This window comes from Oceanibacterium hippocampi, assembly GCF_900172325.1.
GTDB lineage: Bacteria > Pseudomonadota > Alphaproteobacteria > Sneathiellales > Sneathiellaceae > Oceanibacterium > Oceanibacterium hippocampi.
The window spans coordinates 125,081-149,723 of sequence record NZ_FWFR01000001.1 but is presented as its reverse complement, the minus strand read 5'-3'; the positions used below and the strand labels follow the sequence as shown (position 1 = coordinate 149,723).

The following is a 24,643-nucleotide window of genomic DNA, read 5'->3' as shown; positions in this document are numbered from 1 at the left end:
GTCACGGAACCGTCACGCCAAGTGAACCCGACCGAGCACGTTCCGTCAAGCGCGAGGCTTTGCAGCGGCGGAGAGACGCCCTACTTGTAGAGCAAAGTGTTCAACCAGCATGGTGAAGGGAATCGAGGCAATGACCGACAAAGTCCGGAAGAGCGACGAGGAATGGGCACGGAAGCTCACTCCGGAACAGTTCAAGGTGGCCCGGAAAAAGGGCACGGAGCGGGCCTTCACCGGCAAGTATAACGATTCCAAGGCGCCCGGCATTTATCACTGTGTCTGTTGCGATGCGCCGCTTTTCGATTCAGATACCAAGTATGATTCGGGTACCGGCTGGCCGAGCTTCTGGGCACCACTGTCGCCCGACGCCGTCGCCGAAGAGGCCGACAACAAGCTGTTCATGCGCCGGACCGAGATTCTCTGCGCGCGCTGCGACGCCCATCTCGGCCATGTCTTTCCGGACGGACCGCAGCCGACCGGCCTGCGCTACTGCATGAATTCGGCGTCGCTCGACCTGAAGCCGAAGACGGGCGGCGACTGACGGCAAGACGGCGGCCGGCCGTCAGCCCGCCGGGACATCCTCGGCATAGTGGCAGGCGGACAGATGATGGTCGCCGAGATCGCGGAGCGGCGGCGCCTCCTCCAGGCAGCGCGGCTTCGCCATCGGGCAGCGGTCGGCGAAGGCGCATCCGGTGCCGAGCGCGGTCTGGCTCATCACCGTGCCTTTCAACGCGGCGCCGCGTTTTGCCCGTCCGACCCCCGGACGCGGCACGGCGTCGAGCAGGGCGCGGGTATAGGGATGCGATGGCCGCGCGAAAAGGGCTTCGGTCCGACCGCGCTCGACAATCCGGCCGAGATACATGACCGCCACTTCGTCGCAGACATATTCGACGACCGCGAGATCGTGGCTGATCAGCATGTAGGTGACGCCGAAGCTGTCCTGGAGGTCGCGCATCAGGTTGAGTACCTGTGCCTGTACCGAGACATCGAGGGCCGATACCGGCTCGTCGGCGACGATCAGTTCCGGCCGGGTGACCAGCGCGCGGGCGATGGCGATCCGCTGGCGCTGGCCGCCGGAGAACTCGTGCGGATACTTGTCCATGTCGGCGGCCTTCAGGCCGACCGAGCGCAGCACGTCGGCAACCTTCTCGACACGATCCCTAGCGCCGACCTCGTCCGAGACGGTCAGCGGTTCGGCGACGACCCGGCCGACCTTGTGCCGCGGATCCAGCGACCCGTAGGGGTCCTGGAAGACCATCTGGAAATGCCGGCGAAGCGCCCGGAGCGCGTCCTTGTCGAGATCGAAGAGATCGTGGCCAAGGATCCGCACCGTGCCGGCCGTCGGCGTCTCCAGTGCCATCACGGTGCGTGCCAGCGTGGATTTCCCGCAGCCCGATTCGCCGACGACGCCGAAGCTCCTGCCCGGCTGGATCTCGAAGCTGACGCCGTTCAGCGCGTAAACCTTGCCGGGTTCGCGGAACAGGTGCTCGCGCGGCAGCGTGTAATGACGCTGCAGCTCTTCCACGGCCAGGACCGGCACGGTCGCGGGGGCATTCACGAGAACAGCTCCGACGGGCGCGCGGCGGTCGCAAGGTCGAGATGGATGCAGGCGGCCTCATGGCCGTCGGCCACGGGTAGGCGCGGTGGCGGCGCGGCGCGGCAGGCCTCGGTCACCAGGGGGCAGCGGCCGGCGAAAGTGCAGCCGGTCGGAAGGTCGGCGAGATCCGGTACGGTGCCGGGAATGGTGGTCAGCCGTTCCCGCTTGCCGCCCAGTCGCGGCATCGAGGCGAACAGCCCGCGCGTATAGGGATGGGCGAGGGCGTGGAACAGGGACTGCGTCGGGCCGCTTTCGACGACCGTGCCGCCATACATCACCATCACCCGGTCGACGCTCTCGGAAATCACCCCGAGATCATGGGAAATGAGGATCAACGACATCCCGAGCCGGCTGACCAGCTGTTCGATCAGGTCGAGAATCTGGCTCTGGATCGTCACGTCGAGGGCCGTCGTCGGCTCGTCGGCGATCAGGATGTCGGGATCGCAGGACAGCGCGAGCGCGATCATGACCCGCTGGCGCTGGCCGCCGGAAAGCTGGTGCGGATAATTGTCGAGCCGCGACTTCGCGTTGGGTATGCCGACCTGGTCAAGCAGCCGGTAGGCCTCGTCGCGGGCCTCCGACTTGTGCAGCCCGCGATGCAGGAGCAGCGGTTCCATGACCTGCGCGCCGATCGTGTGGAGCGGGTTGAGGGAGGTCATCGGCTCCTGGAAGATCATCGCGAGCCGGTTCCCGCGCACGCCGCAGAGCTCATTCTCCGGCATCGTCAGCAGATCGTCCTCGCCGAGCATCACCCGGCCGGCCGTCGTCGCGCCCTCGGGCAGCAGGCCCATCAGGGCGAGCGCCGTCATCGACTTGCCGCAGCCGGATTCGCCGACGATTCCGAGGCTCTGGCCGCGTTCGAGCTGGAAGCTGACGTCGCGGACGGCACGCGCCGGTCCGACCGACGTCTGCAGCGTCACCTCGAGATTCTCGACCCGGAGCAGCGACATCAGCGTTTCCTCGCGAGACGGGGGTCGAGTAGGTCGCGCAGCCCGTCGCCCAACAGGTTGAGGCCGAAGACCGAGAGCGCGATCGTGACGCCGGGATAGATCGCCTGCATCGGGGCGAGGAAGATCAGCGCCTGCGCCTCGCTCAGCATGCGTCCCCAGGACGGCTGCGGCGGCTGTGTGCCGAGGCCGAGATAGGAAAGCGCGGCTTCGGCGAGAATGGCGATCGCGAAGCTGATCGTTGCCTGGACGATGATGATCGAAAGGATGTTCGGCAGTACATGTTCGATGGTGATGCGGACGGCGCCCTTGCCCGCGGCACGCGCCGCCAGCACGAATTCGCGGGCCCAGACGGCGTTCGCCACACCGCGTGTCAGGCGGGCGAAGACCGGGATGTTGTAGATCCCGATCGCCAGGATCGAGGTCACGCCGCCCGGCCCGATGATCGCCGTCAGCATGATCGCCGACAGGATCGCCGGGAAGGCGAAGGAAAAGTCCGAGAAGCGCATCACCGCTTCCTCGATCCAGCCGCGTTTGGCCGAGGCCCAGGCGCCGAGGATGACGCCGGCGACGAGGCCGATGGAGACGGCGACGACGCCGACGGTGATCGAGTTCTGCGCACCCGCCATCAGCATCGAGAAGATGTCGCGGCCGAACTTGTCGGTGCCGAGCCAGTATTCCAGGCTCGGCGGTCGCATCCGGTGCGCCACGTTCAGGCTGATCGCCTCCCCGGGGGTCCAGAAGAGCGAGATTGCCGCCATGCCGAGCATGCCGACGGTGAGCGCGCCGCCGAGCATGAAGCTGCGATGGCGCAGGGCGCGCGCGAGGAAGGATCCGCCGGGCCCGCTCATATGTCGCTCACCTTCAGGCGGGGATCGATCAGCGCATAGAGGATATCGACGAGGAAATTGACCGCGACGACCATCGCGGCGAGCAAGAGCACCGTGCCCTCGACGATGATCAGGTCGCGGTTGTTGATCGCCTTCAGCACCAGTTGCCCGAGCCCCGGCAGGGTGAAGACGCTTTCGATGACGACCGTGCCGGCAAGCAGGTTGGCGAACTGCAGTCCCATGATCGTGATCACCGGGATCAGGGCATTCCTGAGAACATGCCCCCAGAGTGCGCGCCGCCGGCTGACCCCCTTGGCGCGGGCGGTGCGGACGAAATCCTCGCGGAAGACATCGAGCACCGCCGAGCGGGTGATTCGTGCGAGGATCGCCGCCTGCACAGTGGCCAGCGAGACCGCCGGCAGGATCAGCGCCCGGAACGAGCCGAAGAAGTCCCGGTCCCAGCCGGGAAAGCCGCCGGCCGAGAACCAGCGCAGATTGACCGCGAAGAGCAGCACCAGGAGGATGCCGAGCCAGAAACTGGGGATCGAGATCCCGAGCTGGCTGATCCCCATGATGCCGACATCGGCCGGGCGGTTGTGGTTGGCGGCGGCATAGATGCCGAGCACGATGGCGATCGCGGTCGCCAGCAGCATCGCCATGATCGCCAGTGGAACGGTGATCTTCAGGCTGTCGATGATCAGCTCGGACACCGGTGTCTTGTAGGAATAGCTGATCCCGAAATCACCGCCGAGGACGCCGGTGATCCAGTCGAAATAACGTTCCGGCACCGGGCGGTCGAGGCCGAGCTTCTCGGTCAGTGCCTGAACCGCCTCGGGCGAGGCATCGACGCCGAGGATGACCAGGGCCGGGTCGCCGGGGAGTATCTCCATCGCCGCGAAGATGATGACGGAAGCGCCGAACAGGGTCAGGATGAAGGTGAGGAGCCGCTTGAAAAGAAAAACACTCATGGATCCGGTTCCGTCGCGCCGGCGGCTCGCTGGCCGGCTGGGCCCTGTGACGTGATGGGTGACGGCACGCTAGCGTTGACTTCGGCGGGCGTCAATGCGCGCGGGTATCCCGTCATGCCAAGCCGATTCAACTCCGCCGCCGGGCCAGGGTCAGCCCGTCCGAGATCGGCAATATGGAGCAGTCGATCCGCGGGTCGCGGTGCAGCTTCTCGTTGAGCGCGCGGATCGCCCGCGTGTCCTCGTCGTCGGCCGCCGGATCGGCGACGGCGCCGCCCCAGAGAACGTTGTCGATCAGGATCGTGCCGCCGGGCCGGACCAGGCGCAACGCGGCCTCGTAATATCCGTCGTAGTTCGACTTGTCGGCATCGATGAAGGCGATGTCGAAGCTGTCGGCGGCGCCGTCGCGCTCCAGCGCGGCAAGGCTGTCGAGCGCCGGGCCGAGTCGCAGGTCGATACGGTCGGCGACGCCTGCCTCGGCCCAGTAGCGGCGGGCGATGTCGGTATATTCCGCGGACAGGTCGAGGGCCGTGATCCGGCCGTCGGCGGGCAATGCGAGCGCTACGGCGAGCGATGAGTAGCCGGTGAAGACGCCGACCTCCAGATAGCGCCTGGCGCCGGTCAGGCGCACGAGGAACTGCATGAAGGCGCCCTGTTCCGGGGCGATCTGCATGCCGCCGAAGCGCATGGTCGCGGTTTCCGCGCGAAGCGCCTCCTGGGCCGGCGTCTCGCGGATGCCGACGCGCATGAGATAGGCATGGAGGCGGTCGTCGAGAACCGTGGATTTGATGCGCATTTAAGCCCCGTATGTCGCTGGCGAACTGCCGCAAAATGGCCGCAATGAGAACATGTGATCGCCTTTGTCGCCAGCGATATTCAAACTGTTCAGGCCCCCAGCCGACCCGGCCGCGGCGACTATGGCTTCCCCCTCACGTGTGACTGCCGCGGCCGGGTTTCCTGAATTCAGCGACGGTATGACGCAGCGACCGGATTCAGGGTGGCCTTCCACCCGGCGAGACGTTCCCTATATTGGGTTGACTGTCACCAGCGTCCGGGAATCATGAAACATCTCCCCCTTGTCCTTGGAATCCTCATCGTCGTCGGCCTCGCCGGGATCGCCGGCTGGCAGGTTTATGAAAGCGGCATCCTTCAACGATTCGCCGATGACGGCAACCGGGGACAGGGAACCGCCGATGTCGGCGGTCCGTTCACGCTTGTCGCGCAGGATGGCCACACGGTCTCAGACACCGATTTCCGCGGCAAGCTGATGCTGGTCTATTTCGGCTACACCTTCTGCCCGGACGTCTGTCCGACCTCGTTGCAGAACGAGGCGGTGGCGCTCGATATCCTCGGCGACGACGCCGATGACGTGGCGCCGATCTTCATCACTGTCGATCCGAACCGGGACAGCCAGCAGGTGATGGCCGAGTATATGGATGCATTCGGACCCCGCTTCATCGGCCTCCGCGGCACGGAGGAGCAGGTCGCCGAGGTCGCGAAGCGCTATCGCGTCTATTTCCGCAAGGTCGATCCCGACAAGGATCCTGAGAACTATCTCGTCGACCATCTCTCCTTCCTTTATCTGATGGGCCGGGATGGCAAGTTCATCACTGCCTTCGGCCATGCCACGACGCCGGAAGAGATCGCCAGGGGCATTCGCGAATACCTCTGACCTTGGGCCCGGGAGCCCGGTCAGCCGGATAGCTGTCCGAAGAGGCGATAGGCCTCGCCGGCGCCCACCGCGGTGACGTAGGCCAGGGCCAGATACCAGAAGAACACGGCGCGCCGGGCCAGCGCCCAGACCGCGATCGCGGCCGGAATGCTGGTGATCGAGCCGGCCAGCATGAATGCGAGGCCGGCCCCCTTGCCCATGCCGAGTTCCATGAGGCCCGAGACCGTCGGGATCGCGGCATAGCCGTTCAGATAGGCCGGAATGCCGATCAGCGCGGCAAGCGGGATCGCGGCGCCTTCGCCGCTGCCGAACCAGCCGGCGATCGCATCCGCCGGGGCCCAGGCGACCATCAGGCTTTCGACAAGAAAGGCGAGCGCCAGCCACTTGCCAAGAAACCAGCCGGCCTCACGCGCGGAGACGGCAAACTTGCGGCGCCGCTCTTCCATGTCCCAGAACCGCCAGTGCGGCCGTGCCGCGAGTTTCGGACCGCCGCAACCGCTGCCCGCGGCGCCCGGCTTCATCGGCTCGAACAGATAGCCCGCGCGGTTCAGCGCGAGGATCGTGAAGCCGCCGACGAGACCGATGGCGATGGCCGCGACGGTCTTCACGACGGCGAATTCGAGGCCGAGCCCGGCGGCTGTGAGCACGAACATCTCCGGGTCGATGATCGGCGAGGCGAGCCAGAAGGCCATCACGCCGGGCAGCGGCACCCCGGCGGCAAGCAGGGCGGCGATCAACGGGATCACGCCGCACCCGCAGAAGGGCGAGAGCGCACCGACCAGGGCGCCGGCGACAATGACCTGGAGCGGCTTGCCCTCGAAAGCCCGGGCGATCACGCCGTCCGCGCCCGATGCCGTCGCCGCGGCGGCGATGAGGACCGACAGCGCGATGAAGGGGGCGATGCGGAGCAGGCTCAGCGCGGTGAATTCAAGACTTTCCACGGCCTGATCGGGAACGCTGACCGCGAGCAGGGCGACCGCCGCCAGGAAAGCCGCCGCGACCCGGTCGACCGGCAAGGCAAGTCGTGCGACGGAGCGGAGGGTTGATTCGAGCTGGGTCATCGACATCACCTGTATTTCCAGAATAATAGAAATATAGGGCCGAGCGCTGCCCCCAGTCAAGAGCGGTCTGATCCAGCGGGATCCGCGTCGCGGCTCAGCCGCGCGACGGGCCGTCCACGCCGATGCAGCATTCGTCGGTCAGGAAGGAAACAAGATCGTTCATGCGCTCGAACTCGGCCGAACAATAGAGCGTCGTCGCCTCGCGGGTCTGGGCAACCAGCCCCTCCTGCACGAGCTTCCTCAGATGATGCGAGAGCGTCGAGGCGGGAATGTCCAGCGTGCGCTGGATATCGCCGACCTTCAGGCCGTCGGGTCCGGCCTTCACGAGCAGGCGGAAGATCTCCAGCCGGGCGGGACTGCCGATCGCTTCGAGGCATTTGGCGGCGTCGTCGGTGGTCATGGCGCGAGCTTACCCGCCTCCGCGAATCGCCGCCAGCGTCTGCGTGACGACGGCGCGATCCAGATCGCGGGTGATGAAGACGATGCGGCTCCGCCGGTCGTCGTCGGGCCAGGCATCGAGCAGGGCCGGCGGGTGAAACAGATGCTGGACGCCGTGGATCACCACCGGCCTCTCCTCGCCCCTGATATCGAGAATGCCCTTCATGCGGAGCAGTCCGTCGCCGCGCAAAGAGGCCAGCAAGTCGAGCCAGGCGGCGACATCGTCCCATTCCAGCGGCGCGTCGAAGAACAGGCAGAAACTGTCGACCGCGTCGCCGTGATTGCCGTCGTGCGCGGGGCCGGCCCCGTGGTCATGATGGTGCGCATGACCGTCGGCGGACGTCGCGGCATAGGCTTCCTCGCGCAGCCAGCCCCGGACATCGGCGGTCTTCCGCGCCGGATCGAACAGCCCGGCATCGAGGATCGCGGCCGCGGCGACGTCGCCGTGATCGACCCGGATCGGGCGGGCCGCCGGGTTGAGATCGCCGAGCCTCGCGGTCAGTGCCGCCAGGCGCGCGGCATCGACGAGATCGCCCTTCGTGAGCAGCAACCGGTCGGCGACGGCGGCCTGCTTGACCGCTTCCGGATGGCGCTCGATCTGCGACAGCCCGTGCACGGCGTCGATGGTCGTCACGATGCCGTCGAGACGGAAATGCCGCACGAGCAACGGCTCGCTCATCAGCGTGTGCAGGATCGGCGCCGGGTCGGCGAGGCCGGTGGTCTCGACCAGGACGCGGTTGAAATCCGGGATCTCAGCCTTGGCGCGGCGAGCGATCAGGTCGCCGAGGGTCTCGACCAGGTCGCCGCGAAGGGTGCAGCAGAGGCAGCCAGAGTTGAGCGTCACCAGATTCTCTTCCGCCGCCCGGACCAGTGCGTGATCGATCGGCACCTCGCCATATTCGTTGACAATGACAGCGGTGCGGGCGAGCGCCGGGTCGCGGAGCAACCGGCCGATCACGGTCGATTTCCCCGAGCCGAGAAAGCCGGTCAGAACGGTGACGGGAACGGGCGGCCGATCGATCATGAACCGCCCTTCAGCGTGTACCGAAGCGGGCCGTGGCCGTCATGTTCGGCGCCTTCCCCGGTCGCGCCGCGCGGAGTGCCCAGCCGCCGTCCGGCGCGGCGACCGCAATCGTCTCGAAGCGCTCCCCGTCGAACAGCGGTCGGAGCGCCCGGAACTCGAACTCCGTGAGCGGTGCCGGGCCCTCGCGACGGCACAGATCCATCAGGAAGGTGGCGATCAGGGGGCCGTGCACGATCAGCCCGGGATAGCCCTCGACATCGCGGCAATAGTCCCGGTCGTAGTGGATGCGATGGCCGTTGAAGGTGAGCGCCGAATAGCGGAACAGCATGACCGGATCCGGATCGATCGCGCGGCGGGCAACGATGTCGCCGGGCGCCTCGGCGGCCGGGTCGGTTGTCGCGTCCTTCGCTGCGGCGGGCTTCCGCGACGCCGGCGCGTCGTCGCGATAGACGATATCATGTTCCTCGCGCAGGCAGAGACTGCCATCGACCAGGAATTCGTGGGCGACGGTGACGAAGACCAGCGGGCCGCTGCGGCCATCCTTCCCGGAAACCGACAGGATCTCCGAGCGCCGGGTGGCCTGCGCGCCGGCGATGAGCGGCTGGTGAAAGCGCAACCGCCCGCCCGCCCACATCCGCTTTGGCAGGCTGACCGGCGGCAGGAAGCCGCCGCGCTTCGGGTGGCCGTCCGGGCCGACCTCCGACATCGGCGCGAGCGGCCAGAAATAGAGCCACTGCGCGCCGGGCGGCAGCGGGTCGCCGGCGGCCGGCATCCCCATCGGCTTCCCGGTCTCGCCGATGGTGGCGTTGAGCGCCGCGACGCGGACCGGGTCGAGGACGTCGAGCGCCGTCTCGGCCCGGCCGATCCAGTCCTGGTAGCGGGATTGTTCGGTCATGGTCGGACTTTGCCGCCCGCCCGGGGCAAAGACAAGGCGATGTTAGCCGTCCTCGCCGCTGCCCGGGCGGAGCGGGCCGAACGGCAGCCAGAGCATCCAGGGCAGGGTCTGGCGGCGCACCGCCTGGTACGCCCTGAGCCCGATCGTCATGCCCTCGTGACCGTCGCGCGGGGCGACGCGGTAACTGCCGAACAGGCGATCCCAGCAGGACAGGTTGAAGCCGAAATTGCTGTCGTGTTCGTCCCGGTGGATCGAGTGATGGACCCGGTGCATGTCCGGCGTCACGACGAGCAGGCGAAGCGACCTGTCGAGTAGCGTCGGCATGCGGACATTGCTGTGATTGAACATCGCCATGCCGCTGAGGATCACCTCGAACAGGATGACGGAGACGGCCGGCGCGCCGAGAGCCGCGACGACAGCGAGCTTGAGCAGCATCGAGAGCGCGATCTCGAGCGGATGGAAGCGGGCGCCCGTGGTGACGTCGATATCGAGATCGGCATGATGCATCCGGTGCATGCGCCAGAGCAGCGGCACATGGTGAAAGGCGACATGTTGCCAGTAGATCACCAGGTCGAGCAGGATGACGGCGAGCGGGATGGCCAGCCAGTCCGGCAGGCCGAGCCAGTTGAACAGCCCGAATCCCCGTTCCTCGGCGAGCAGCGCGAGGCCGACCGCCAGCAGCGGGAAGAGGAAACGCAGTATCAGCGTGTTGAGAACGCTGATCCCGATATTCCCGAACCAGCGCAGCGCCTTGCCGGCGACCAGGGCGCGCTTCGGCGCCGCGATCTCCCACAGCGCCATAACCAGGAAGATCCCGGCGAACGCGGAAAGCCGGATACTTGCCTCGTGCGCGATCAGGTAATCCATGGGCGTACCGGCTCCGGGTCGACGTCAGTCATCGGGTGCGTCATTCGATGTCTCCCGGCTGAAGCCGGCACCGGACCGGCGGCGCGTGCAGCCGGCCCGGTTCCGCGAAGCGCCCGGCGCAGGCTCAGCGCGGCTGCGGCACGATCCGCAGATACGGGAGCGGTGCCTTCCAGCCGTCCGGATATTTCTTCTTCGCATCGGCATCGGAGACCGACGGCAGGATCACGACGTCCTCGCCCGGCTGCCAGTTGACCGGCGTCGCCACCTGTTCCTTCGCGGTGAGCTGGCAGGAATCGAGCAGACGCAGGATCTCGTTGAAGTTACGGCCCGAGCTCATCGGATAGACGAGCATCGCCTTGATCCGCTTGTCCGGGCCGATGATGAAGACCGAGCGCGCCGTCGCATTGTCGGCCGCGGTCCGCCCGGCCGCGGTCGAGCCGGCGTCCTCGGGCAACATGTCGTAGGCCTTCACGATCTCGAGCTTCGGATCGCCGATCAGCGGATAATTGACCTTGTGGCCCTGGGACTTCTGAATGTCACCGGCCCATTTCTCGTGTTCGCCGACGCCATCGACACTGATCCCGATGATCTTGGTGTTGCGCTTCTTGAACTCGTCCTCCAGGCCCGCCATGAAGCCGAGTTCGGTCGTGCAGATCGGGGTGAAATCCTTTGGATGTGAGAACAGGATGCACCAGCCATCGCCGATCCAGTCATGGAAGCTGATCGGTCCCTGGGTGGTCTCCGCCTTGAAATCGGGCGCAATGCTGTTGATTCGAATGGTCATTGCCAGACGTCCTCGCTGAAGTTTCGTATCGTAGGGTGATATAGGTCGACACAACTGCGATATCTACTACTGGGTGTATTATACACAGAATAACAGGAAGAAAATGTCAAATATAGTTTGCCGCGTTCCGTGCCGTTATGGGGGAGAGCCGGCGTGAGCGCCGCAATCCTGTTCGACGGGCCGAAGGATGCGCCGTTCACCCTGGTGCTCGCGCATGGTGCGGGTGCACCCATGGACAGCCCCTTCATGGCCGCGGTCGCGCAGGGCCTCGGCGCGCGCGGCCGTCGCGTCGCCCGATTCGAGTTTCCGTATATGGTGGAGCGGCGTGCGAGCGGCCGGAAAAAGCCGCCCGACCGGCAGCCGGTGCTGCTCGAATGCTGGCGCGCCATCGTCGCCGAACTGGGGGGCGGCTCCGGTCTGGTGATCGGCGGCAAATCGATGGGTGGCCGGATGGCAAGCCTCGTCGCCGACGAATGCGGGGTGCGCGGGCTGGTCTGCCTGGGCTATCCGTTCCATCCGCCGGGCAAGCCGGAAAAGCTTCGGACCGCGCACCTGGAAACGCTCCGCACGCCGGCCCTAATCGTGCAGGGCGAACGTGACAGTTTCGGGGGCAGGGCCGACGTCGAGGGCTACGCGTTATCGCCGGCGATCCGGTTCACCTGGATGACCGACGGCGATCACGGATTCAGGCCGCGCAAGGCCTCGGGCCTCACGGAAGCGGATAACCTGGCTGCCGCGATCGAGGCGGTCGACGCATTTCTGGCCGCGTGCGGAGGCTAGCGGATCAGGCGTGCGCGTAGCGCGCCGCCGCCCCCTTCTCGATCGCCGCGGCATGCAGGCGATTGATGTCGAGGCGGTGGCGGATGATCTCGAGCAGGCGGAGCTCCTCCTGGCCGAGGCTCTCGTCCGCGGCGGCGACGTCGCAGGCGAGCGCGTAGGCGGTCTCCCGAAGTCGTTCGGGAAGCGCCTCCTGGATCAGCCCGAGGACCGCCTCGAGACCTTCGTCCTGGCCCAGCATCGCCGCGCAATCGGCGGCGGCGGTGGGCAGCAGATCCCTGTCGTAGTCGCGGAAAACCGGCAGGGTCCTGACGATTTCGCCGATCGTCAGGATTTCGCTGTCGGTCATGTTGCGATCGGCAGCGGACACGATCACCATCGTGTAAACCAGTGCTGTCTGATGGCTGATCGTCGACATAGAGCTTCTTACTCCTGGTTCCTGGTCCGGTATCCCGTTTCGCGGACCATATGGGGTGGATGGCTCGATTGCCAAGCTATTTGGCGGCAGATACAGGCTTCTCGCCGAACCGGTCAAGCATTGCCCGCGTCTCGGCAACCGCTTCCGCGATTCCGACGCGGGCGACCGGAACGCCGGGCGGCAGGGCGCTCAGCAGGCGCGTCGGCAGCATCGCGTCCAGCATGACGAAGACGCCGTAATCGTCGCCCCGGCGCAAGAGGCGGCCGAAGGCCTGCTTGATCCGCAGTCGGGTCAGCATGTCGTCATAGGCGCTGCCGCCGAAGGCGGCCTTGCGCGCCCGATGCAGGATGTCGGGTCGCGGCCAGGGAACCCGGTCGAAGACCAGCAGGCGCAGTGCCTGGCCCGGGACGTCGACGCCGTCCCGCACCGCGTCGGTGCCGAGCAGGCAGGAATCCCGTTCCGCCCGGAAGATGTCGACCAGCGTCCCGGTATCCATCGCATCGACGTGCTGGGCGTAAAGCGGAATTCCGTGGGCGTTGAGCGCCGGTGCCATCCGTTCGTAGACCGCGCGGAGCCGCCAGATCGCCGTGAACAGGCCGAGGGCGCCGCCATTGGCGGCAATGAACAGGTCGCGGAAGGCCGCCGAGACCTGGCCGACATTGTCGCGCCGGACGTCGTTGACCACGAACACACGGGTTCGTTCGGCATAGTCGAAGGGCGAGGCGATGCTCACCCGTTTTGCCGGAAGGGTGATGTGCAGGGCGCCAGTGCGGACCTCCGCGGCATGCCAGTCGTCGTCCGAGCCGACCCCGCGGTCGCCCAGGGTGGCCGAGGTGACAACGACGCCGTGGGCGCGCTTCAGCACGGCTTCGGCGAACGGCTTGGTGGGGTCGATCCAGTGGCGGTGGAAGCCGACATCGCTGTCCTGGCCGCCGATCCGGTCGACCGCGAACCAGTCGACGAAGGCCGGTGGTGTGGCCGCCGAGAGGCCGTTGAGCATCTCGATCCAGGGAGCGAGCTGATGCTCGGTACGCCGCCGGATTCCCTGCGCCGCCGCCTCCAGCCGGACCCGGGTGCCACTGTCGATCTCGGCGGTCTCGTCCTCGATCAGCGCCGCCAGGTCGCCGGCGAGCGCCTTCAGGGGGCTCAGAATGTCGTCGAGCGCCTGGGCCAGCGTCCGCGCCGCCTCGATCAGGCCGGGCACCGGCTCGGCCGTGCCGCATTCGATCGCGTAAGGGCCGTCGGCGCCGCGCGCCCGGGCATAGACCTGGCGGCGGACAAGGCCGAGAAAGGCCTCGGCCGGGCCCATCTCGTTGCCATCCTTGAGGCGCGTCTGCCAGCCTTCGCCGGGCAGGATGGCCGCCGCCTCGACAGCCCGCGACAGCGCCTCGGCGGCGGTCGCGCGGTCGATCACCAGGTCGCCGATCCGCCGCGTGATGCCGCGGGCCCGGCTGCGCCGGCTGCCCTCCGGGCCGCGGATCCAGCGTCGCAGGTCGTTGCCTTCCTGGCCGCCGAGATGGGCCGAGAAGGCGCTGTCAGCCGCGTCGAACAGATGATGACCCTCGTCGAAGACATAACGGCTGGGCATCTCGCGGTCGTCGCCCCGGGTCGCCGCGTGCAGCATCACGAGGGCGTGGTTCGCGATCACCGTGTCGGCGCGGCGCGCCTTGCGTTGTGACCGCTCGATGAAGCAGCGCCGGTAATGCGGACATGCCGCGTAGACGCATTCGCCGCGCCGGTCGGTGAGGCCGATGGTCCGGGCCCTCCCGAACAGCTCGATCAGCCAGGCGGGGAAATCGCCCCCCATGTCGCCGTCGCGTGTCGCACCGGCCCAGCGTGCCATCAGCCCGAGCGCCACCCGCTCGCCCGTGCGCGCCGCGCCGCCCTGCACCGCCTCCTCGAAATTGAGGATGCAGAAATAGTTCTCCCGGCCCTTGCGCACGACGACCTTGCGCGCCTTCTTCGCCGGGTCGGGATAGAGCCGGTCGAACTCGCCGTCGATCTGGCGCTGCAGGTTCCGGGTATAGGTCGAGAGCCAGACGGTGCCGCCGTTTTTCTCGGACCAGAGGCTGGCCGGCGCGATATAGCCGAGCGTCTTGCCGATGCCGGTCCCGGCCTCGGCCAGCACCATGCGCGGCTCGCCGGCCTGGTCGCGTGGCGTGAAGGCCCACGAGGCGGCGGCGGCGTAGTCGGCCTGGGCCGGGCGGCTTTCCGATCCTCCGCCGAGCAGCTCTGACAGCCGTTCGCGCGTCTCCGCCTCGCTGACCGGCTGATCGTCCGGCGGCGGTGGCGGCGCGAAATCGGCCCATTCCTCGAGCGCGTTCCAGATATCGAGGCCGCCGAACCGTCCGCCGCCCTCGAACGTGCTGAGCGCCGCCAGCACCGGCTCGCCCCACGGCCAGCCTGCCCGGCCCATGGTCAGGGCGATCGCTGCCGCGCGATGTCCCTCGCGGTGTCCGACGGTGGCGAGTTCGCCGAGCAGCCGCGCCGCCGCTTCGCGCAGCATCGGCATGGCCTCGGCGGTCGTGTCGGGTCGGCCGGCATCGACCGCGCGGACCAGTCCCGCCGGCGTCGGCAAGGCGAACATCGCGGGCCGGACGAAGGCATACAGTTCCAGCAGGTCGTAGGCGGCGAAGCCCTCGATCCCGAGGCGCCGTGCCGTGGCGACGCCATGAACGAGCAGCGGCGGCGACGCCGCCGCGCGGCGTGCGGCGTCGCCGGCACTCACCGGCTCGGGCACGCCGTCCGGGCCGAGCCAGAGCGCGCCGGCCGCGGTCGCGGCGAGCACCGGGATATCGGCCAGCGCCTCGGCTGCCGTCATCGGTATATCCATCGTCATCAGGCGGGAATTCGCTCGGTTCTCTCGTTGACGCCGTGTTCGGCGGCGCATATGTGTTCACACCATTTTCTGAATAGCGCGGGAGCGCCGAAATGACCACCGATGCCGAATACGCGATGACGAGCAATGCCTGGCCCTTCCAGGAGGCCGCCAAACTCGTCAAACGCTATTCGAAGGCACCGCCGGCCAAGGGCTATGTCCTGTTCGAGACCGGCTATGGCCCGTCCGGGCTGCCTCATATCGGCACATTCGGCGAAGTCGCCCGGACCTCGATGGTGCGCCGCGCGCTGGCCGAGATCTCGGACCTGCCGACCCGTCTGTTCGCCTTTTCCGACGATATGGACGGGCTCCGCAAGGTCCCGGGCAACGTGCCGAACCAGGAGATGCTGACCCGGCATCTCGACCTGCCGCTGACCAAGGTCCCGGACCCGTTCGAGAAGTTCGAGAGCTTTGGCCATCACAACAACGCCATGCTGCGGTCGTTCCTCGACCAGTTCGGATTCGAGTACGAGTTCCGGAGCTCGACCGAATGCTACCACGCCGGCGAGTTCGACAACGCGCTGCTCGAGGTGCTGAAGCACTACGACGCCATCATGGCGATCATGCTGCCGTCGCTTCGCGAGGAGCGGCAGAAGAGCTACTCGCCCTTCCTGCCGGTCTGTCCGCGCACCGGCAAGGTACTGCAGGTGCCGATCCTCGAAGCGCGTCCGGACTCTGGCACGGTGCTCTATGCCGATCCGGAAAGCGGCGAGACGATCGAGGTTCCGGTCACCGGCGGCCAGTGCAAGCTGCAATGGAAGGCGGACTGGGCGATGCGCTGGTACGCGCTCAACGTCGATTACGAGATGTCGGGCAAGGACCTGATCGATTCGGTCAAGCTGTCGAGCCGGATCTGCCAGGTGCTTGGCGCCCCGCCGCCGGACGGCTTCAACTACGAGCTCTTCCTCGACGAGGACGGCAAGAAGATCTCGAAGTCGAAGGGCAACGGCCTGACGATCGACGACTGGCTGACCTATGCCTCGCCGGAAAGTCTCTCGCTCTACATGTTCCAGAGCCCGCGCAAGGCGAAGCGGCTCTATTTCGACGTTATCCCGAAGGCGGTCGACGAGTATTACGGCTTCCTCGAGCGCTTCCCGGGGCAGGAAAAGAAGCAGCAGTATGCCAATCCGGTCTGGCATATCCACGCCGGCAATCCGCCCTCCGAAGGGGTGCCGTTCAGCTTCGGCATCCTGCTCAATCTCGCCGCCGTGGTGAATGCCGAGGAGTCGTCGGTGCTCTGGGGCTTCATCAGCCGCTACGTGCCCGGGGCCACGGCCGAGACCCATCCGGAGTTCGACCGGCTCGTGGGCTACGCGATCGCCTATTACCGGGATTTCGTGAAGCCGACCAAGGCCTACCGCACGCCGACCGAGGTCGAACGCTCGGCGCTCAATCAGCTTGCCGCGGAATTGCGCGATCTCGACGACTCGGCGACGGCGGAGGAGATCCAGAACCGGGTCTACGAAGTGGGCAAGGAATACGATTTCGAGAATCTGCGGGACTGGTTCCAGGCCCTCTACGAAGTCCTGCTCGGCCAGAGCCAGGGGCCGCGCATGGGCTCCTTCATCGCGCTCTATGGGCGCGCGGAGACGATTGCGCTGATCGAACGCGCACTGGCCGGCGAGGATCTGTCGGTCCCCGCCGCCTGATCGTCGTGAAGATCGGGTAACGCGGGCGGCGCCCCGGTCAGAAGACCGAGGCGTCGTTTGCGAACTCGAAATAGAGATCGTGGGCGCGCTTGGTGATCGGGCCGGGCTGGAAGTCGCGATCCTCGACCCGCACGACCGGCATCACCTTGCCGTAGTTCCCGCTGTTGAAGACCTCGTCGGCTTCCAGGATGTCCTGCCGGCGGAGCGGGCACTCGATTACCTCGATACCGTCGTCGCGCAGCAGCTGTATCACCCGTCGCCGGGTGATGCCGGCGAGGAACGTGCCGTTGGCCGCCGGCGTCATCGCGACGCCATCCTTGGCGATCCAGATATTGGCGGTCGCGAACTCGGCGATATTGTCGTTCGGGTCGCAGAGGATCGCATTGTCGAAACCACGCTGCGTCGCTTCCCGGAGGGCGCGCTGCGAATTCGGGTAGAGACAGGAGGCCTTGGCATCGGTCGGCGCCTGGTCGCGGGCGGGCCTCCGGAAACTCGAGAAGCAGGCCGAGAAGCCGCCGTCGCCCGGCATCGGGCTGTCATAGACGGCGAGGACGAATTCCGCCGAATCCGGGTCGGGCGAGACGAACCCCTCGCGGGCGAAGACCATTGGCCGGACATAGAGCTCGGACTCGCGCGGCATCTTGCGGATGCCCTCGCGGCAGAGGGCCGCGATCTCGTCGGCCGGAAGCGGCGAGTTCATCAGCATCGCTTCGGTCGAGCGGACCAGGCGCTCGCAATGAAGGTCGAGATCGGGCACAAGGCCCCGAATCGAGCGGGCGCCGTCGAATACGACGGTCGACATCCAGAAGGCATGGTCCATCGGACCCGTCAGCTTCGGATTTTCGTCCGTCCACTTGCCCTGAGAGAAAAATACGCCGGCCATGGCCACCTTCCTTGAAAAACCGCCTATCGACGAGAATGCGCGATATTCGGGCGACTGCGGTCCAGCATAGTATTGCAACCGAGGGGCTGCCAATGGAAAGGGAACGGCGGCTTGAATCTGCCGCGCGATGGTCTAGGGTCCGGCCGCAAGGTATCGATTTGCGGGAATGGGACGGGGTGGGCCGATGAAGATCTATGTCCTGGTTGGCGCCGCCGACTGGCGACGCGCCGAGAAGGCTGGCGTTTACGAAGGCTCGGCCGACGATGCGCGGGACGGCTTCATCCATTTCTCGACCGCGGTCCAGGTCGCCGAGAGCGCCTGGAAGCATCGGCGCGGCGTCAAGGACCTGCTGCTCGTCGCGGTCGATCCGGACGGGCTCGGGCCGGCGCTGCAATATGAGCCGTCTCGCGGCGGTGCGCTGTTTCCGCATCTCTACGGGCCGCTGTCGCTCGAGCATGTTCATTCGGTCGTGCCGCTGTCGCTCGACGCCGCGGGTCGACACAAATTCCCCGCCGAGATCCCGCCCTTCGAAGCCGGCGAATGAACGGACTCTACCGGTTTCTCCGGCCGCTCGTCTTTGCGCTGCCGCCGGAGACGGCGCATGCCCTGACGCTGCGCACGGTGCCGCTGGTCGCCGCCCTGTCCCGCCGGCCGGCGTCGCGCCCGGCGCTCGCCCAGCGCCTCTGGGACCTCGAGTTTCCCAACCCGATCGGCCTTGCCGCCGGATTCGACAAGAATGCCGAGGTGCCCGATGCGATGTTGGGTCTCGGCTTCGGTTTTGTCGAGGCGGGCAGCGTCACCCCGTTGCCGCAGGCCGGCAACCCCCGGCCGCGGCTGTTCCGGCTGGTCCGCGATCGGGCGGTGGTCAATCGGATGGGGTTCAACAATGACGGTCTCGATGGGGTCGAGGCCCGGCTTCGGGCCCGGCGCGGACGCGGCGGCATCGTTGGCGCGAACCTCGGCGCCAACAAGATAAGCGCCGACCGGACCGGAGACTATGTGACCGGACTCGCGCGGCTGGCCCCGTTCGCCGATTTCCTGGTGGTCAACATCTCCTCGCCGAACACGCCCGGCCTGCGGGCGCTGCAGGACCGGGCGGCCCTTGAGGATCTGCTCGGTCGGCTCGCCGAAGCCCGTTCCGGGCTCGCCGGGGCGGCGGCAAGGGTGCCGGTTCTGCTCAAGATCGCACCGGATCTGACCGTCGCCGACCGGGAGGACATTGCCGCGGTGGCGCTTGCCACCGGCCTCGACGGGCTGATCGTGTCCAACACCACGATCGCGCGGCCCGACAGCCTCGTCGATCCGGCGGCGTCGGAGAGCGGCGGCCTGAGTGGACGGCCGCTATTCGAGACGTCGACGGCGTTGCTCGGCGAGATCTACCGGTTGACCGAAGGCCGCATCCCGCTGATCGGGGTCGGCGGCGTGGCCTCCGGCAGCGACGCCTATGCGAAGATCCGCGCCGGTGCATCGCTGGTCGAGCTCTATTCGGCGCTGGTTTACGAGGGCCCCGGCCTGGTCCGGCGCATCGGGGACGAGCTTCTCGCCGCGCTTCACGCCGACGGATTCAACTCGATCGGCGAGGCGGTCGGCGCCGATCATCGCTGAGCGCCGGGATTCCCGGCCTGGGTTCCGCCGATGCGGCCCAAGGCCTCGCGGACCTTCCGGGCGAGGTCGATCTTCCGGAACGGCTTCTGCAGCAGGATGATGCCCTCGTCGAGCCGGCCATGGTGGACGATGGCATCCTCGGTATAGCCGGACATGTAGAGCACCGCCATCTTCGGGTGGCTCTCGCGCGCGGCCGCCGCGATCGCCGGCCCCCGCAGCTGGCCGGGCAGCACGACGTCGGTCAGCAGCAGGTCGATGTGGGGCTCGCGCTCCAGGATCCCGAGCGCCGTCGGTCCGTCGCCGGCTTTCAGCACGCGGTAGCCGAGACTGTCGAGCTGGGTCGCGGCCAGTGCCAGCAGATCCGGATCGTCCTCGACCAGCAGGATCAGTTCGCCGTGGGTCGCCGGTTCGTCCGATGCCGGGCCGATCCGGTCGGCCTCGCCGCCGCCGCGGGCGCGCGGCAGGTAGATCTTGACCGTCGTGCCCTCGTTGGGTTCGCTGTAGATCGTTACATGGCCGCCCGATTGCTTGACGAAGCCGAAGACCATCGAGAGGCCGAGCCCGGTGCCCTTGCCAGCGGGCTTGGTGGTGAAGAACGGATCGAAGGCGCGTGGCAGAAGCTCCGCCGGAATGCCGATGCCGGTGTCGCTGATCGCGAGCATCACGTACTCGCCGGCCTTGAGTTCGTTCGACCGGTCCGACTGGTTCTCGTCGATCGTGACATTCGCCGTCTCGATGGTCAGCTTGCCTCCGCCCGGCATCGCATCGCGTGCGTTCAGCGTGAGATTGAGCAAGGCATTCTCGAGCTGGCCTCGATCGGCAAGGCAATGCCAGAGCGAGGTGGCGGTCCGGGTCCTGATCTCGATATCCTCGCCGAGCGTGCGGCGCAGGATGGCGAACAGGTCGGACAGTTGTTCGTTGACGTCGATGATCTTCGGCTGGAGCGCCTGCTTCCGGGAGAAGGCGAGCAGGCTTCGGGTCAGGCCGGCGCCGCGCTCGGCCGTCCGCGTGATGGCGTCGACCAGCGGGAGGCGCTCTGCCGGCGGGGCGTCGAGCGTCTCGCGCAGCAGGTCCGCGTTGCCGGCGATCACCGCGAGCAGATTGTTGAAGTCGTGGGCAACGCCGCCGGTCAGCTGGCCGATTGCTTCCATCTTGTGGGCCTGGCGCAGGCTTGCCTCGGCCTCGATGCGATCGGTAGCGTCACGCGAGTTGATCACAAGGCCGTCGACGGAAGGGTCGTCCAGAAGGTTGCGCCCGACCGTCTCCAGGTATCGCCAGCCGCCGGCCTTGTGCTGAAAACGGAATGACATTGCCTCGGTCGCATTCGGGACGGAATGAAGTCTGATGAGCCGCTCGAGCGCCTCGTCCCGGTCGTCCGGATGGACGAAAAGCAGTCCGTTCTGGCCGATCAGCTCGTCAGGGTCGAAGCCGGTCACCACCTCGACCGACGGGCTGGCAAACTTGATCACGCCGTCCCGGTCGAGAATGGCGATCACGTCGAGGGCATTCTCGATCAGCGCGCGGAAGCGGCGTTCGCTCGTCCTGAGCGCCTCCGCGGCCCGCTTGCGCTCGGTGATGTCGATGCCGGTACCGAGCAGGGCGGGCTTGCCGAACCACGAGATCCGGCTGCTCACGACCAGCGCGGTGATCGTCGTGCCGTCCTTGCGGACATAGTCGAGCTCGATCGGTCCGCTCTGGCCGCCCTTCCGCAGGCGCCGGTCGCGACGGGCCTTGATGCGTTCGACCTTGTGCGGTAGAAAGACATCGTAGATGCCGACGTTCTCCAGCACCTCCTCCGGCGATGAATAGCCGAGCAGTTGGGCGTAGGTGCGATTGACGAACAGGCGCTTCTCGCCGTCGGACACCGATACGGCCTGGATCGAACCGTCGATAAGTTCACGCAAATACTGCTCGCGCTCCTGCAGCGCCTCCTCGGCCCGCTTCTTGTCAGTGATGTCGACCCAGGTCGCAAGAGCGGCGCGCTTGCCGAACCAGACGATCTGCTTGCCAGTGGTGAGCGCGGTTACGACCGTGCCGTCCTTGCGCACGATCCGGATTTCGAAAGGCTTCTCGACGCCACCGGAGTTTATCCGCTCAACGCGCCGGGCGATGAATTTGTCGCGCTCTTCCGGCAGGAAATGATCGGACGGGCCGAGATTCGCCAGGACGTCATCGGGATTGTCATAACCGAGCATGTCGGCAAAGGCCTGGTTGGCGAACAGGCGCTCCGTCTCGGTCGTCACCGTGATGCCCTGAATGGAACCCTCGACGAGACTGCGGTAGCGCTGCTCGCTTTCGCGAAGCGTCTTCTCGGTTTCCTTGCGCTCGGTAACATCGAAGATGATGCTGTTCGTGCCTGGCTTTCCCTCCCAGAAGACCGGCCTTGCGGCCATCTCGCTGGGGAAGATCGCGCCGTCGAGGCGGCGGTGGCGGCCTTCGGCGAAGGGGATCGCCTGGCCGGTCATCTCGACATGCCGGCGACGTTCGAGGACGCGTTTCCTGCTTTCGGGAGCTACCAGGTCGAGGCTTTCCCTGCCCAGCAAGTCGGCGGGGCTGTCGGCCCGGAACATCCGGCAGGCAGCTTCGTTGGCGAAGGCGACCTTGCCGTCGACCTGAACGATGACGGCGGCGGGGTTCATGTTGGCAAATTCGCGGTATCGCCGCTCGCTGTCGTCGAGCGCGTTGCGCACCGCCCGCCGCTCGGTAACGTCGGTCCAGACCGAAACGCTGCCGCCGGATGCCGACTTGCGGTGGGTCAGACGGAAAATCCGTCCGTCCGCCAGGTCGAGTTCGATCTCCGAGGGCGGATTGCGGTGGCGCTCGAGTTGCCGCTCGAGCCACGCCGGGCCTGGCTCGATGGTCGCCGACAGCAGGCCGCGATCGAGTTTCGCTGCCAGCAGGTCCTCGATGCCGATGCCGGGCACCAGCATGTCGGCAAGACCCGGCAGGAGTTCACGCAGACGCGAATTGGCATAGGTGATCCGGTCGTCGGCGTCGAACAGGACGACCCCTTCACCGACCGCGTCAAGGGCATCGCCAAGCGCCGCCACGTCGCCGGTCAGTCGGTCCGCGGATTTGCTCGAACGAGCGTCCTTTGCGGATTTCCCGGTGGCCATGTAATCAAACTCCAGCACTCCGGCACGGTATCCTGAACAGCCGGCCGTTCAACTCTGACTCCCGGGATGTTGTGCGCTTGGTCTCCCGCCTCGATTCGTGAGCGCCCGTCCGGCCCTGGCGGCCGAATGCGCGTCTCGGGCGAGATTATGACACGAGTACACGGGAATGCCAGCGATTGGGCCGATCAGAAGCTGGGCGGCGTGCAGGCGCTGACGATTTCAGCCGGCTCGTCGCCGACACAGCGGAAGCGGTGCGGCAATCGGCTTTCGAAGTAGTAGGCGTCGCCCGCCTCCAGAACCGTTCGTTCGCCGCCGACCGTCAATTCGATCCGGCCGCGCACGACGACGCCGGATTCCTCGCCCGCGTGGCTCAGCATCGAACGCCCGGTATCGGCTCCTGGCGCATAATGTTCGTGAATTACCTGCAGGGCCCGCGCCGACAGGTCGCCGCCGATCTGGCGATAGGAGAGCTTGCCGCCGGCAAGCTCGGTCAGTTCATCGGCCCGGTAGAACACCTTCTGGCGGGTCGTGAAGTCATGGGCGAAGAACTCGGACAGTGAGATCGGAAACCCGTCCAGGAGTTTCTTCAGCGAGCCGACAGCCGGGCTGGCGCGGTTCTGCTCGATCAGTGAAATCATGCCGTTGGTGACGCCGGTGCGCTTGGCGAGTTCTCGCTGACTGAGCCCGTGCATTTCGCGCAGAGCCCGGAGGCGGGCGCCGAGATCGAATTCCATGTTCTGTCCGCCGATGCAAAATCCGTGAGAACGTTAAATATATTAAACAACAAAACGCGCGAATCCCGCAACTGGGCGGGCGATTCTTTCGATCTTGTCTATTTTACTAGGCGTTGCTAGGGTGCGAGCAACGCTTGCCGGAGGATCCCGATATGTCCAGCGCCCTGAAATCAGCGGAGCAGTCGATCGCGCCCGCGAACAACCTCGATGCCTTCTGGATGCCGTTCACGGCAAATCGTCAGTTCAAGTCCCGGCCGCGCTTGCTGGTCGGCGCCAAGGACATGCATTACCGGAACGCCGAAGGCGACGAGATCCTCGACGCCACGGCCGGTCTCTGGTGTGTCAATGCCGGCCACAGCCGCCCGAAGATCGTCGAGGCGGTGCAGAAGCAGATTGCCGAGCTCGACTACGCGCCGGCCTTCCAGATGGGCCATCCCAAGGCCTTCGAACTGGCTGCCCGCGTCGCCGCGATGATGCCGGGCAATCTCGACCGGATCTTTTTCACCAACTCCGGATCGGAATCGGTTGATACCGCGCTCAAGGTCGCGATCGCCTATCACCGGGCCCGGGGCGAGGGAACGCGGACCCGGCTGATCGGGCGCGAGCGGGGCTATCACGGCGTCGGCTTCGGCGGGATCTCGGTCGGCGGCATCGTCAAGAACCGGATGTTCTTCGGCTCGCTGCTGAACGGCGTCGACCATCTGCCGCATACCCACGACCGGGAGAAGCAGGCTTACAGCCGCGGCTGCCCGGAATGGGGCGCGCACCTGGCCGACGAGCTGGAGCGGATCGTCACCCTCCACGATGCCTCGACCATCGCCGCCGTCATCGTCGAACCGGTTGCCGGTTCGACCGGCGTGCTGATGCCGCCGAAGGGCTATCTGGAGAAGCTGCGCGCGATCTGCGACAAGCACGGCATCCTGCTGATCTTCGACGAGGTCATCACCGGTTTCGGCCGCCTCGGCGCGCCGACTGCGACGGAGTACTTCGGTGTCACCCCGGACATCGTGACGATGGCCAAGGGGCTTACCAACGGCGTCATCCCGATGGGCTGCGTGGCCTTCGATTCGAAGATCTACGATGCCTTCATGGACGGGCCCGAGAACGTCATCGAACTGTTCCACGGCTATACCTATTCGGGCCATCCGATGGCCGCCGCGGCCGGACTCGCGACCCTCGACACCTACAAGGAAGAAGGGCTCTTCGAGCGTGCCGCCGAGCTCGCCCCGTACTGGGAAGAAGCGGTTCATGCGCTGAAGGGCGAGCCGCATGTCATCGACCTGCGCAATCTCGGCCTGATCGGCGCGATCGAGCTCGAATCCATTCCGGGCAAGCCGACCGCGCGCGCCTTTGACGCTTTCCTGAAGGCCTACGAGAAGGGTCTGCTGATCCGCACCACTGGCGACATCATTGCCTTGTCGCCGCCGCTGATCATTTCCAAGGCGCAGATCGACCAGGTCTTCGAAACGCTGCGTGGCGTGCTGCGCGCCGTTGATTAGTCGCAAC

Annotated in this window: 23 protein-coding genes; 7 read left to right on the top strand and 16 right to left on the bottom strand. The window is 66.6% G+C overall.

What is annotated here, in order from left to right; all coding sequences use genetic code 11:
- Positions 1 to 130: 130 nt before the first annotated feature.
- Entirely contained in the window at positions 131 to 538 is a 408-nt protein-coding gene (gene msrB / locus OCH7691_RS00635) for a peptide-methionine (R)-S-oxide reductase MsrB (protein WP_085883418.1), read from the top strand.
- Positions 539 to 559: 21 nt separating this feature from the next.
- Here msrB and OCH7691_RS00630 read toward each other — a convergent pair whose 3' ends face one another.
- From OCH7691_RS00630 to OCH7691_RS00610, 5 genes are all read right to left on the bottom strand, one after another.
- A complete protein-coding gene (locus OCH7691_RS00630) occupies positions 560 to 1,555 on the bottom strand; it encodes an ABC transporter ATP-binding protein (RefSeq protein ID WP_085881500.1) in 996 nt (331 codons plus the stop codon).
- Entirely contained in the window at positions 1,552 to 2,544 is a 993-nt protein-coding gene (locus OCH7691_RS00625; RefSeq protein WP_085881499.1) for an ABC transporter ATP-binding protein, read from the bottom strand. The genes OCH7691_RS00630 and OCH7691_RS00625 overlap by 4 nt, the downstream gene beginning before the upstream one ends.
- Positions 2,544 to 3,392 carry an ABC transporter permease gene (locus tag OCH7691_RS00620; protein ID WP_085881498.1) on the bottom strand — a complete coding sequence of 283 codons (849 nt, stop codon included), beginning with the start codon at positions 3,390 to 3,392 and terminating at the stop codon, positions 2,544 to 2,546. The genes OCH7691_RS00625 and OCH7691_RS00620 overlap by 1 nt, the downstream gene beginning before the upstream one ends.
- Positions 3,389 to 4,339, bottom strand: a complete 951-nt coding sequence (locus tag OCH7691_RS00615; RefSeq protein ID WP_085881497.1) for an ABC transporter permease — start codon at positions 4,337 to 4,339, stop codon at positions 3,389 to 3,391. Before OCH7691_RS00615 ends, OCH7691_RS00620 begins: the two co-directional genes overlap by 4 nt.
- Positions 4,340 to 4,466: 127 nt before the next feature.
- A complete protein-coding gene (locus OCH7691_RS00610; protein WP_085881496.1) occupies positions 4,467 to 5,132 on the bottom strand; it encodes an O-methyltransferase in 666 nt (221 codons plus the stop codon).
- Positions 5,133 to 5,396: 264 nt separating this feature from the next.
- Between OCH7691_RS00610 and OCH7691_RS00605 the strand changes: the two genes are divergently transcribed.
- Positions 5,397 to 6,008 (top strand): SCO family protein, encoded by a 612-nt coding sequence (locus OCH7691_RS00605; protein WP_085881495.1) that lies wholly within the window; start codon positions 5,397 to 5,399, stop codon positions 6,006 to 6,008.
- 20 nt (positions 6,009 to 6,028) lie between these two features.
- On the opposite strand, the gene OCH7691_RS00600 is transcribed toward OCH7691_RS00605, so the two are convergent.
- The 6 genes from OCH7691_RS00600 to OCH7691_RS00575 all read right to left on the bottom strand — a co-directional run bounded on the left by OCH7691_RS00600 (position 6,029) and on the right by OCH7691_RS00575 (position 11,077).
- Positions 6,029 to 7,069, bottom strand: a complete 1,041-nt coding sequence (locus OCH7691_RS00600) for a permease (RefSeq protein WP_085883417.1) — start codon at positions 7,067 to 7,069, stop codon at positions 6,029 to 6,031.
- A gap of 94 nt (positions 7,070 to 7,163) precedes the next feature.
- Entirely contained in the window at positions 7,164 to 7,469 is a 306-nt protein-coding gene (locus OCH7691_RS00595; RefSeq protein ID WP_085881494.1) for an ArsR/SmtB family transcription factor, read from the bottom strand.
- Between the two features lie 9 nt (positions 7,470 to 7,478).
- Entirely contained in the window at positions 7,479 to 8,531 is a 1,053-nt protein-coding gene (locus OCH7691_RS00590) for a CobW family GTP-binding protein (RefSeq protein ID WP_085881493.1), read from the bottom strand.
- 10 nt (positions 8,532 to 8,541) lie between these two features.
- Positions 8,542 to 9,426 carry an HTD2 family dehydratase gene (locus OCH7691_RS00585; protein WP_085881492.1) on the bottom strand — a complete coding sequence of 295 codons (885 nt, stop codon included), beginning with the start codon at positions 9,424 to 9,426 and terminating at the stop codon, positions 8,542 to 8,544.
- Positions 9,427 to 9,468: 42 nt separating this feature from the next.
- Positions 9,469 to 10,293: a sterol desaturase family protein gene (locus OCH7691_RS00580; protein WP_085881491.1), complete on the bottom strand. Its 825-nt coding sequence runs from the start codon at positions 10,291 to 10,293 to the stop codon at positions 9,469 to 9,471.
- A 124-nt stretch (positions 10,294 to 10,417) separates the two neighbouring features.
- Positions 10,418 to 11,077, bottom strand: a complete 660-nt coding sequence (locus OCH7691_RS00575; protein WP_085881490.1) for a peroxiredoxin — start codon at positions 11,075 to 11,077, stop codon at positions 10,418 to 10,420.
- A gap of 153 nt (positions 11,078 to 11,230) precedes the next feature.
- Between OCH7691_RS00575 and OCH7691_RS00570 the strand changes: the two genes are divergently transcribed.
- On the top strand, positions 11,231 to 11,857 hold the full coding sequence (locus OCH7691_RS00570) for an alpha/beta family hydrolase (RefSeq protein WP_085881489.1): 627 nt from the start codon (positions 11,231 to 11,233) through the stop codon (positions 11,855 to 11,857).
- A 4-nt stretch (positions 11,858 to 11,861) separates the two neighbouring features.
- On the opposite strand, the gene OCH7691_RS00565 is transcribed toward OCH7691_RS00570, so the two are convergent.
- Both OCH7691_RS00565 and OCH7691_RS00560 read right to left on the bottom strand, forming a co-directional pair.
- The gene (locus tag OCH7691_RS00565) at positions 11,862 to 12,272 is read right to left on the bottom strand and encodes a tellurite resistance TerB family protein (RefSeq protein ID WP_085881488.1); all 411 of its coding nucleotides are present in this window, start codon (positions 12,270 to 12,272) and stop codon (positions 11,862 to 11,864) included.
- A gap of 76 nt (positions 12,273 to 12,348) precedes the next feature.
- The gene (locus tag OCH7691_RS00560; protein WP_085883416.1) at positions 12,349 to 15,093 is read right to left on the bottom strand and encodes an ATP-dependent DNA helicase; all 2,745 of its coding nucleotides are present in this window, start codon (positions 15,091 to 15,093) and stop codon (positions 12,349 to 12,351) included.
- Positions 15,094 to 15,203: 110 nt separating this feature from the next.
- Here OCH7691_RS00560 and OCH7691_RS00555 point away from each other — a divergent pair, with 110 nt between their 5' ends.
- Positions 15,204 to 16,799, top strand: coding sequence for a lysine--tRNA ligase (locus tag OCH7691_RS00555; RefSeq protein ID WP_085881487.1), 1,596 nt, complete (start codon positions 15,204 to 15,206; stop codon positions 16,797 to 16,799).
- A 37-nt stretch (positions 16,800 to 16,836) separates the two neighbouring features.
- Here OCH7691_RS00555 and OCH7691_RS00550 read toward each other — a convergent pair whose 3' ends face one another.
- On the bottom strand, positions 16,837 to 17,682 hold the full coding sequence (locus tag OCH7691_RS00550) for a branched-chain amino acid aminotransferase (protein ID WP_085881486.1): 846 nt from the start codon (positions 17,680 to 17,682) through the stop codon (positions 16,837 to 16,839).
- Between the two features lie 184 nt (positions 17,683 to 17,866).
- On the opposite strand from OCH7691_RS00550, the gene OCH7691_RS00545 reads away from it, so the two are divergent.
- Positions 17,867 to 18,226 carry a DUF952 domain-containing protein gene (locus tag OCH7691_RS00545; RefSeq protein WP_085881485.1) on the top strand — a complete coding sequence of 120 codons (360 nt, stop codon included), beginning with the start codon at positions 17,867 to 17,869 and terminating at the stop codon, positions 18,224 to 18,226.
- Positions 18,223 to 19,287, top strand: a complete 1,065-nt coding sequence (locus tag OCH7691_RS00540) for a quinone-dependent dihydroorotate dehydrogenase (RefSeq protein WP_085881484.1) — start codon at positions 18,223 to 18,225, stop codon at positions 19,285 to 19,287. Before OCH7691_RS00545 ends, OCH7691_RS00540 begins: the two co-directional genes overlap by 4 nt.
- Here the strand turns inward: OCH7691_RS00540 and OCH7691_RS00535 are convergent.
- Both OCH7691_RS00535 and OCH7691_RS00530 read right to left on the bottom strand, forming a co-directional pair.
- Positions 19,278 to 22,421 carry a PAS domain S-box protein gene (locus tag OCH7691_RS00535; RefSeq protein WP_085881483.1) on the bottom strand — a complete coding sequence of 1,048 codons (3,144 nt, stop codon included), beginning with the start codon at positions 22,419 to 22,421 and terminating at the stop codon, positions 19,278 to 19,280. The genes OCH7691_RS00540 and OCH7691_RS00535 overlap by 10 nt on opposite strands.
- Before the next feature lie 167 nt (positions 22,422 to 22,588).
- Complete coding sequence (locus OCH7691_RS00530; RefSeq protein ID WP_085881482.1) at positions 22,589 to 23,137, bottom strand: cupin domain-containing protein; 549 nt, start codon at positions 23,135 to 23,137, stop codon at positions 22,589 to 22,591.
- A gap of 152 nt (positions 23,138 to 23,289) precedes the next feature.
- Between OCH7691_RS00530 and aptA the strand changes: the two genes are divergently transcribed.
- The gene (gene aptA, locus OCH7691_RS00525) at positions 23,290 to 24,636 is read left to right on the top strand and encodes an omega-aminotransferase AptA (RefSeq protein ID WP_085881481.1); all 1,347 of its coding nucleotides are present in this window, start codon (positions 23,290 to 23,292) and stop codon (positions 24,634 to 24,636) included.
- Positions 24,637 to 24,643 lie beyond the last annotated feature (7 nt).

Excerpts from the sequence above, each read along its gene's own strand:
- OCH7691_RS00610 (WP_085881496.1), bottom strand. The coding sequence starts at position 5,132 with ATGCGCATCAAATCCACGGTTCTCGACGACCGCCTCCATGCCTATCTC.
- OCH7691_RS00580 (WP_085881491.1), bottom strand. The coding sequence starts at position 10,293 with ATGGATTACCTGATCGCGCACGAGGCAAGTATCCGGCTTTCCGCGTTC.
- OCH7691_RS00620 (WP_085881498.1), bottom strand. The coding sequence starts at position 3,392 with ATGAGCGGGCCCGGCGGATCCTTCCTCGCGCGCGCCCTGCGCCATCGC.
- OCH7691_RS00615 (WP_085881497.1), bottom strand. The coding sequence starts at position 4,339 with ATGAGTGTTTTTCTTTTCAAGCGGCTCCTCACCTTCATCCTGACCCTG.
- OCH7691_RS00555 (WP_085881487.1), top strand. The coding sequence starts at position 15,204 with ATGACCACCGATGCCGAATACGCGATGACGAGCAATGCCTGGCCCTTC.
- OCH7691_RS00540 (WP_085881484.1), top strand. The coding sequence starts at position 18,223 with ATGAACGGACTCTACCGGTTTCTCCGGCCGCTCGTCTTTGCGCTGCCG.
- OCH7691_RS00550 (WP_085881486.1), bottom strand. The coding sequence starts at position 17,682 with ATGGCCGGCGTATTTTTCTCTCAGGGCAAGTGGACGGACGAAAATCCG.
- OCH7691_RS00575 (WP_085881490.1), bottom strand. The coding sequence starts at position 11,077 with ATGACCATTCGAATCAACAGCATTGCGCCCGATTTCAAGGCGGAGACC.
- OCH7691_RS00605 (WP_085881495.1), top strand. The coding sequence starts at position 5,397 with ATGAAACATCTCCCCCTTGTCCTTGGAATCCTCATCGTCGTCGGCCTC.
- OCH7691_RS00560 (WP_085883416.1), bottom strand. The coding sequence starts at position 15,093 with ATGACGGCAGCCGAGGCGCTGGCCGATATCCCGGTGCTCGCCGCGACC.
- aptA (WP_085881481.1), top strand. The coding sequence starts at position 23,290 with ATGTCCAGCGCCCTGAAATCAGCGGAGCAGTCGATCGCGCCCGCGAAC.
- OCH7691_RS00625 (WP_085881499.1), bottom strand. The coding sequence starts at position 2,544 with ATGTCGCTGCTCCGGGTCGAGAATCTCGAGGTGACGCTGCAGACGTCG.
- OCH7691_RS00565 (WP_085881488.1), bottom strand. The coding sequence starts at position 12,272 with ATGTCGACGATCAGCCATCAGACAGCACTGGTTTACACGATGGTGATC.
- OCH7691_RS00590 (WP_085881493.1), bottom strand. The coding sequence starts at position 8,531 with ATGATCGATCGGCCGCCCGTTCCCGTCACCGTTCTGACCGGCTTTCTC.
- OCH7691_RS00600 (WP_085883417.1), bottom strand. The coding sequence starts at position 7,069 with ATGACCCAGCTCGAATCAACCCTCCGCTCCGTCGCACGACTTGCCTTG.
- OCH7691_RS00530 (WP_085881482.1), bottom strand. The coding sequence starts at position 23,137 with ATGGAATTCGATCTCGGCGCCCGCCTCCGGGCTCTGCGCGAAATGCAC.
- msrB (WP_085883418.1), top strand. The coding sequence starts at position 131 with ATGACCGACAAAGTCCGGAAGAGCGACGAGGAATGGGCACGGAAGCTC.
- OCH7691_RS00545 (WP_085881485.1), top strand. The coding sequence starts at position 17,867 with ATGAAGATCTATGTCCTGGTTGGCGCCGCCGACTGGCGACGCGCCGAG.
- OCH7691_RS00585 (WP_085881492.1), bottom strand. The coding sequence starts at position 9,426 with ATGACCGAACAATCCCGCTACCAGGACTGGATCGGCCGGGCCGAGACG.
- OCH7691_RS00595 (WP_085881494.1), bottom strand. The coding sequence starts at position 7,469 with ATGACCACCGACGACGCCGCCAAATGCCTCGAAGCGATCGGCAGTCCC.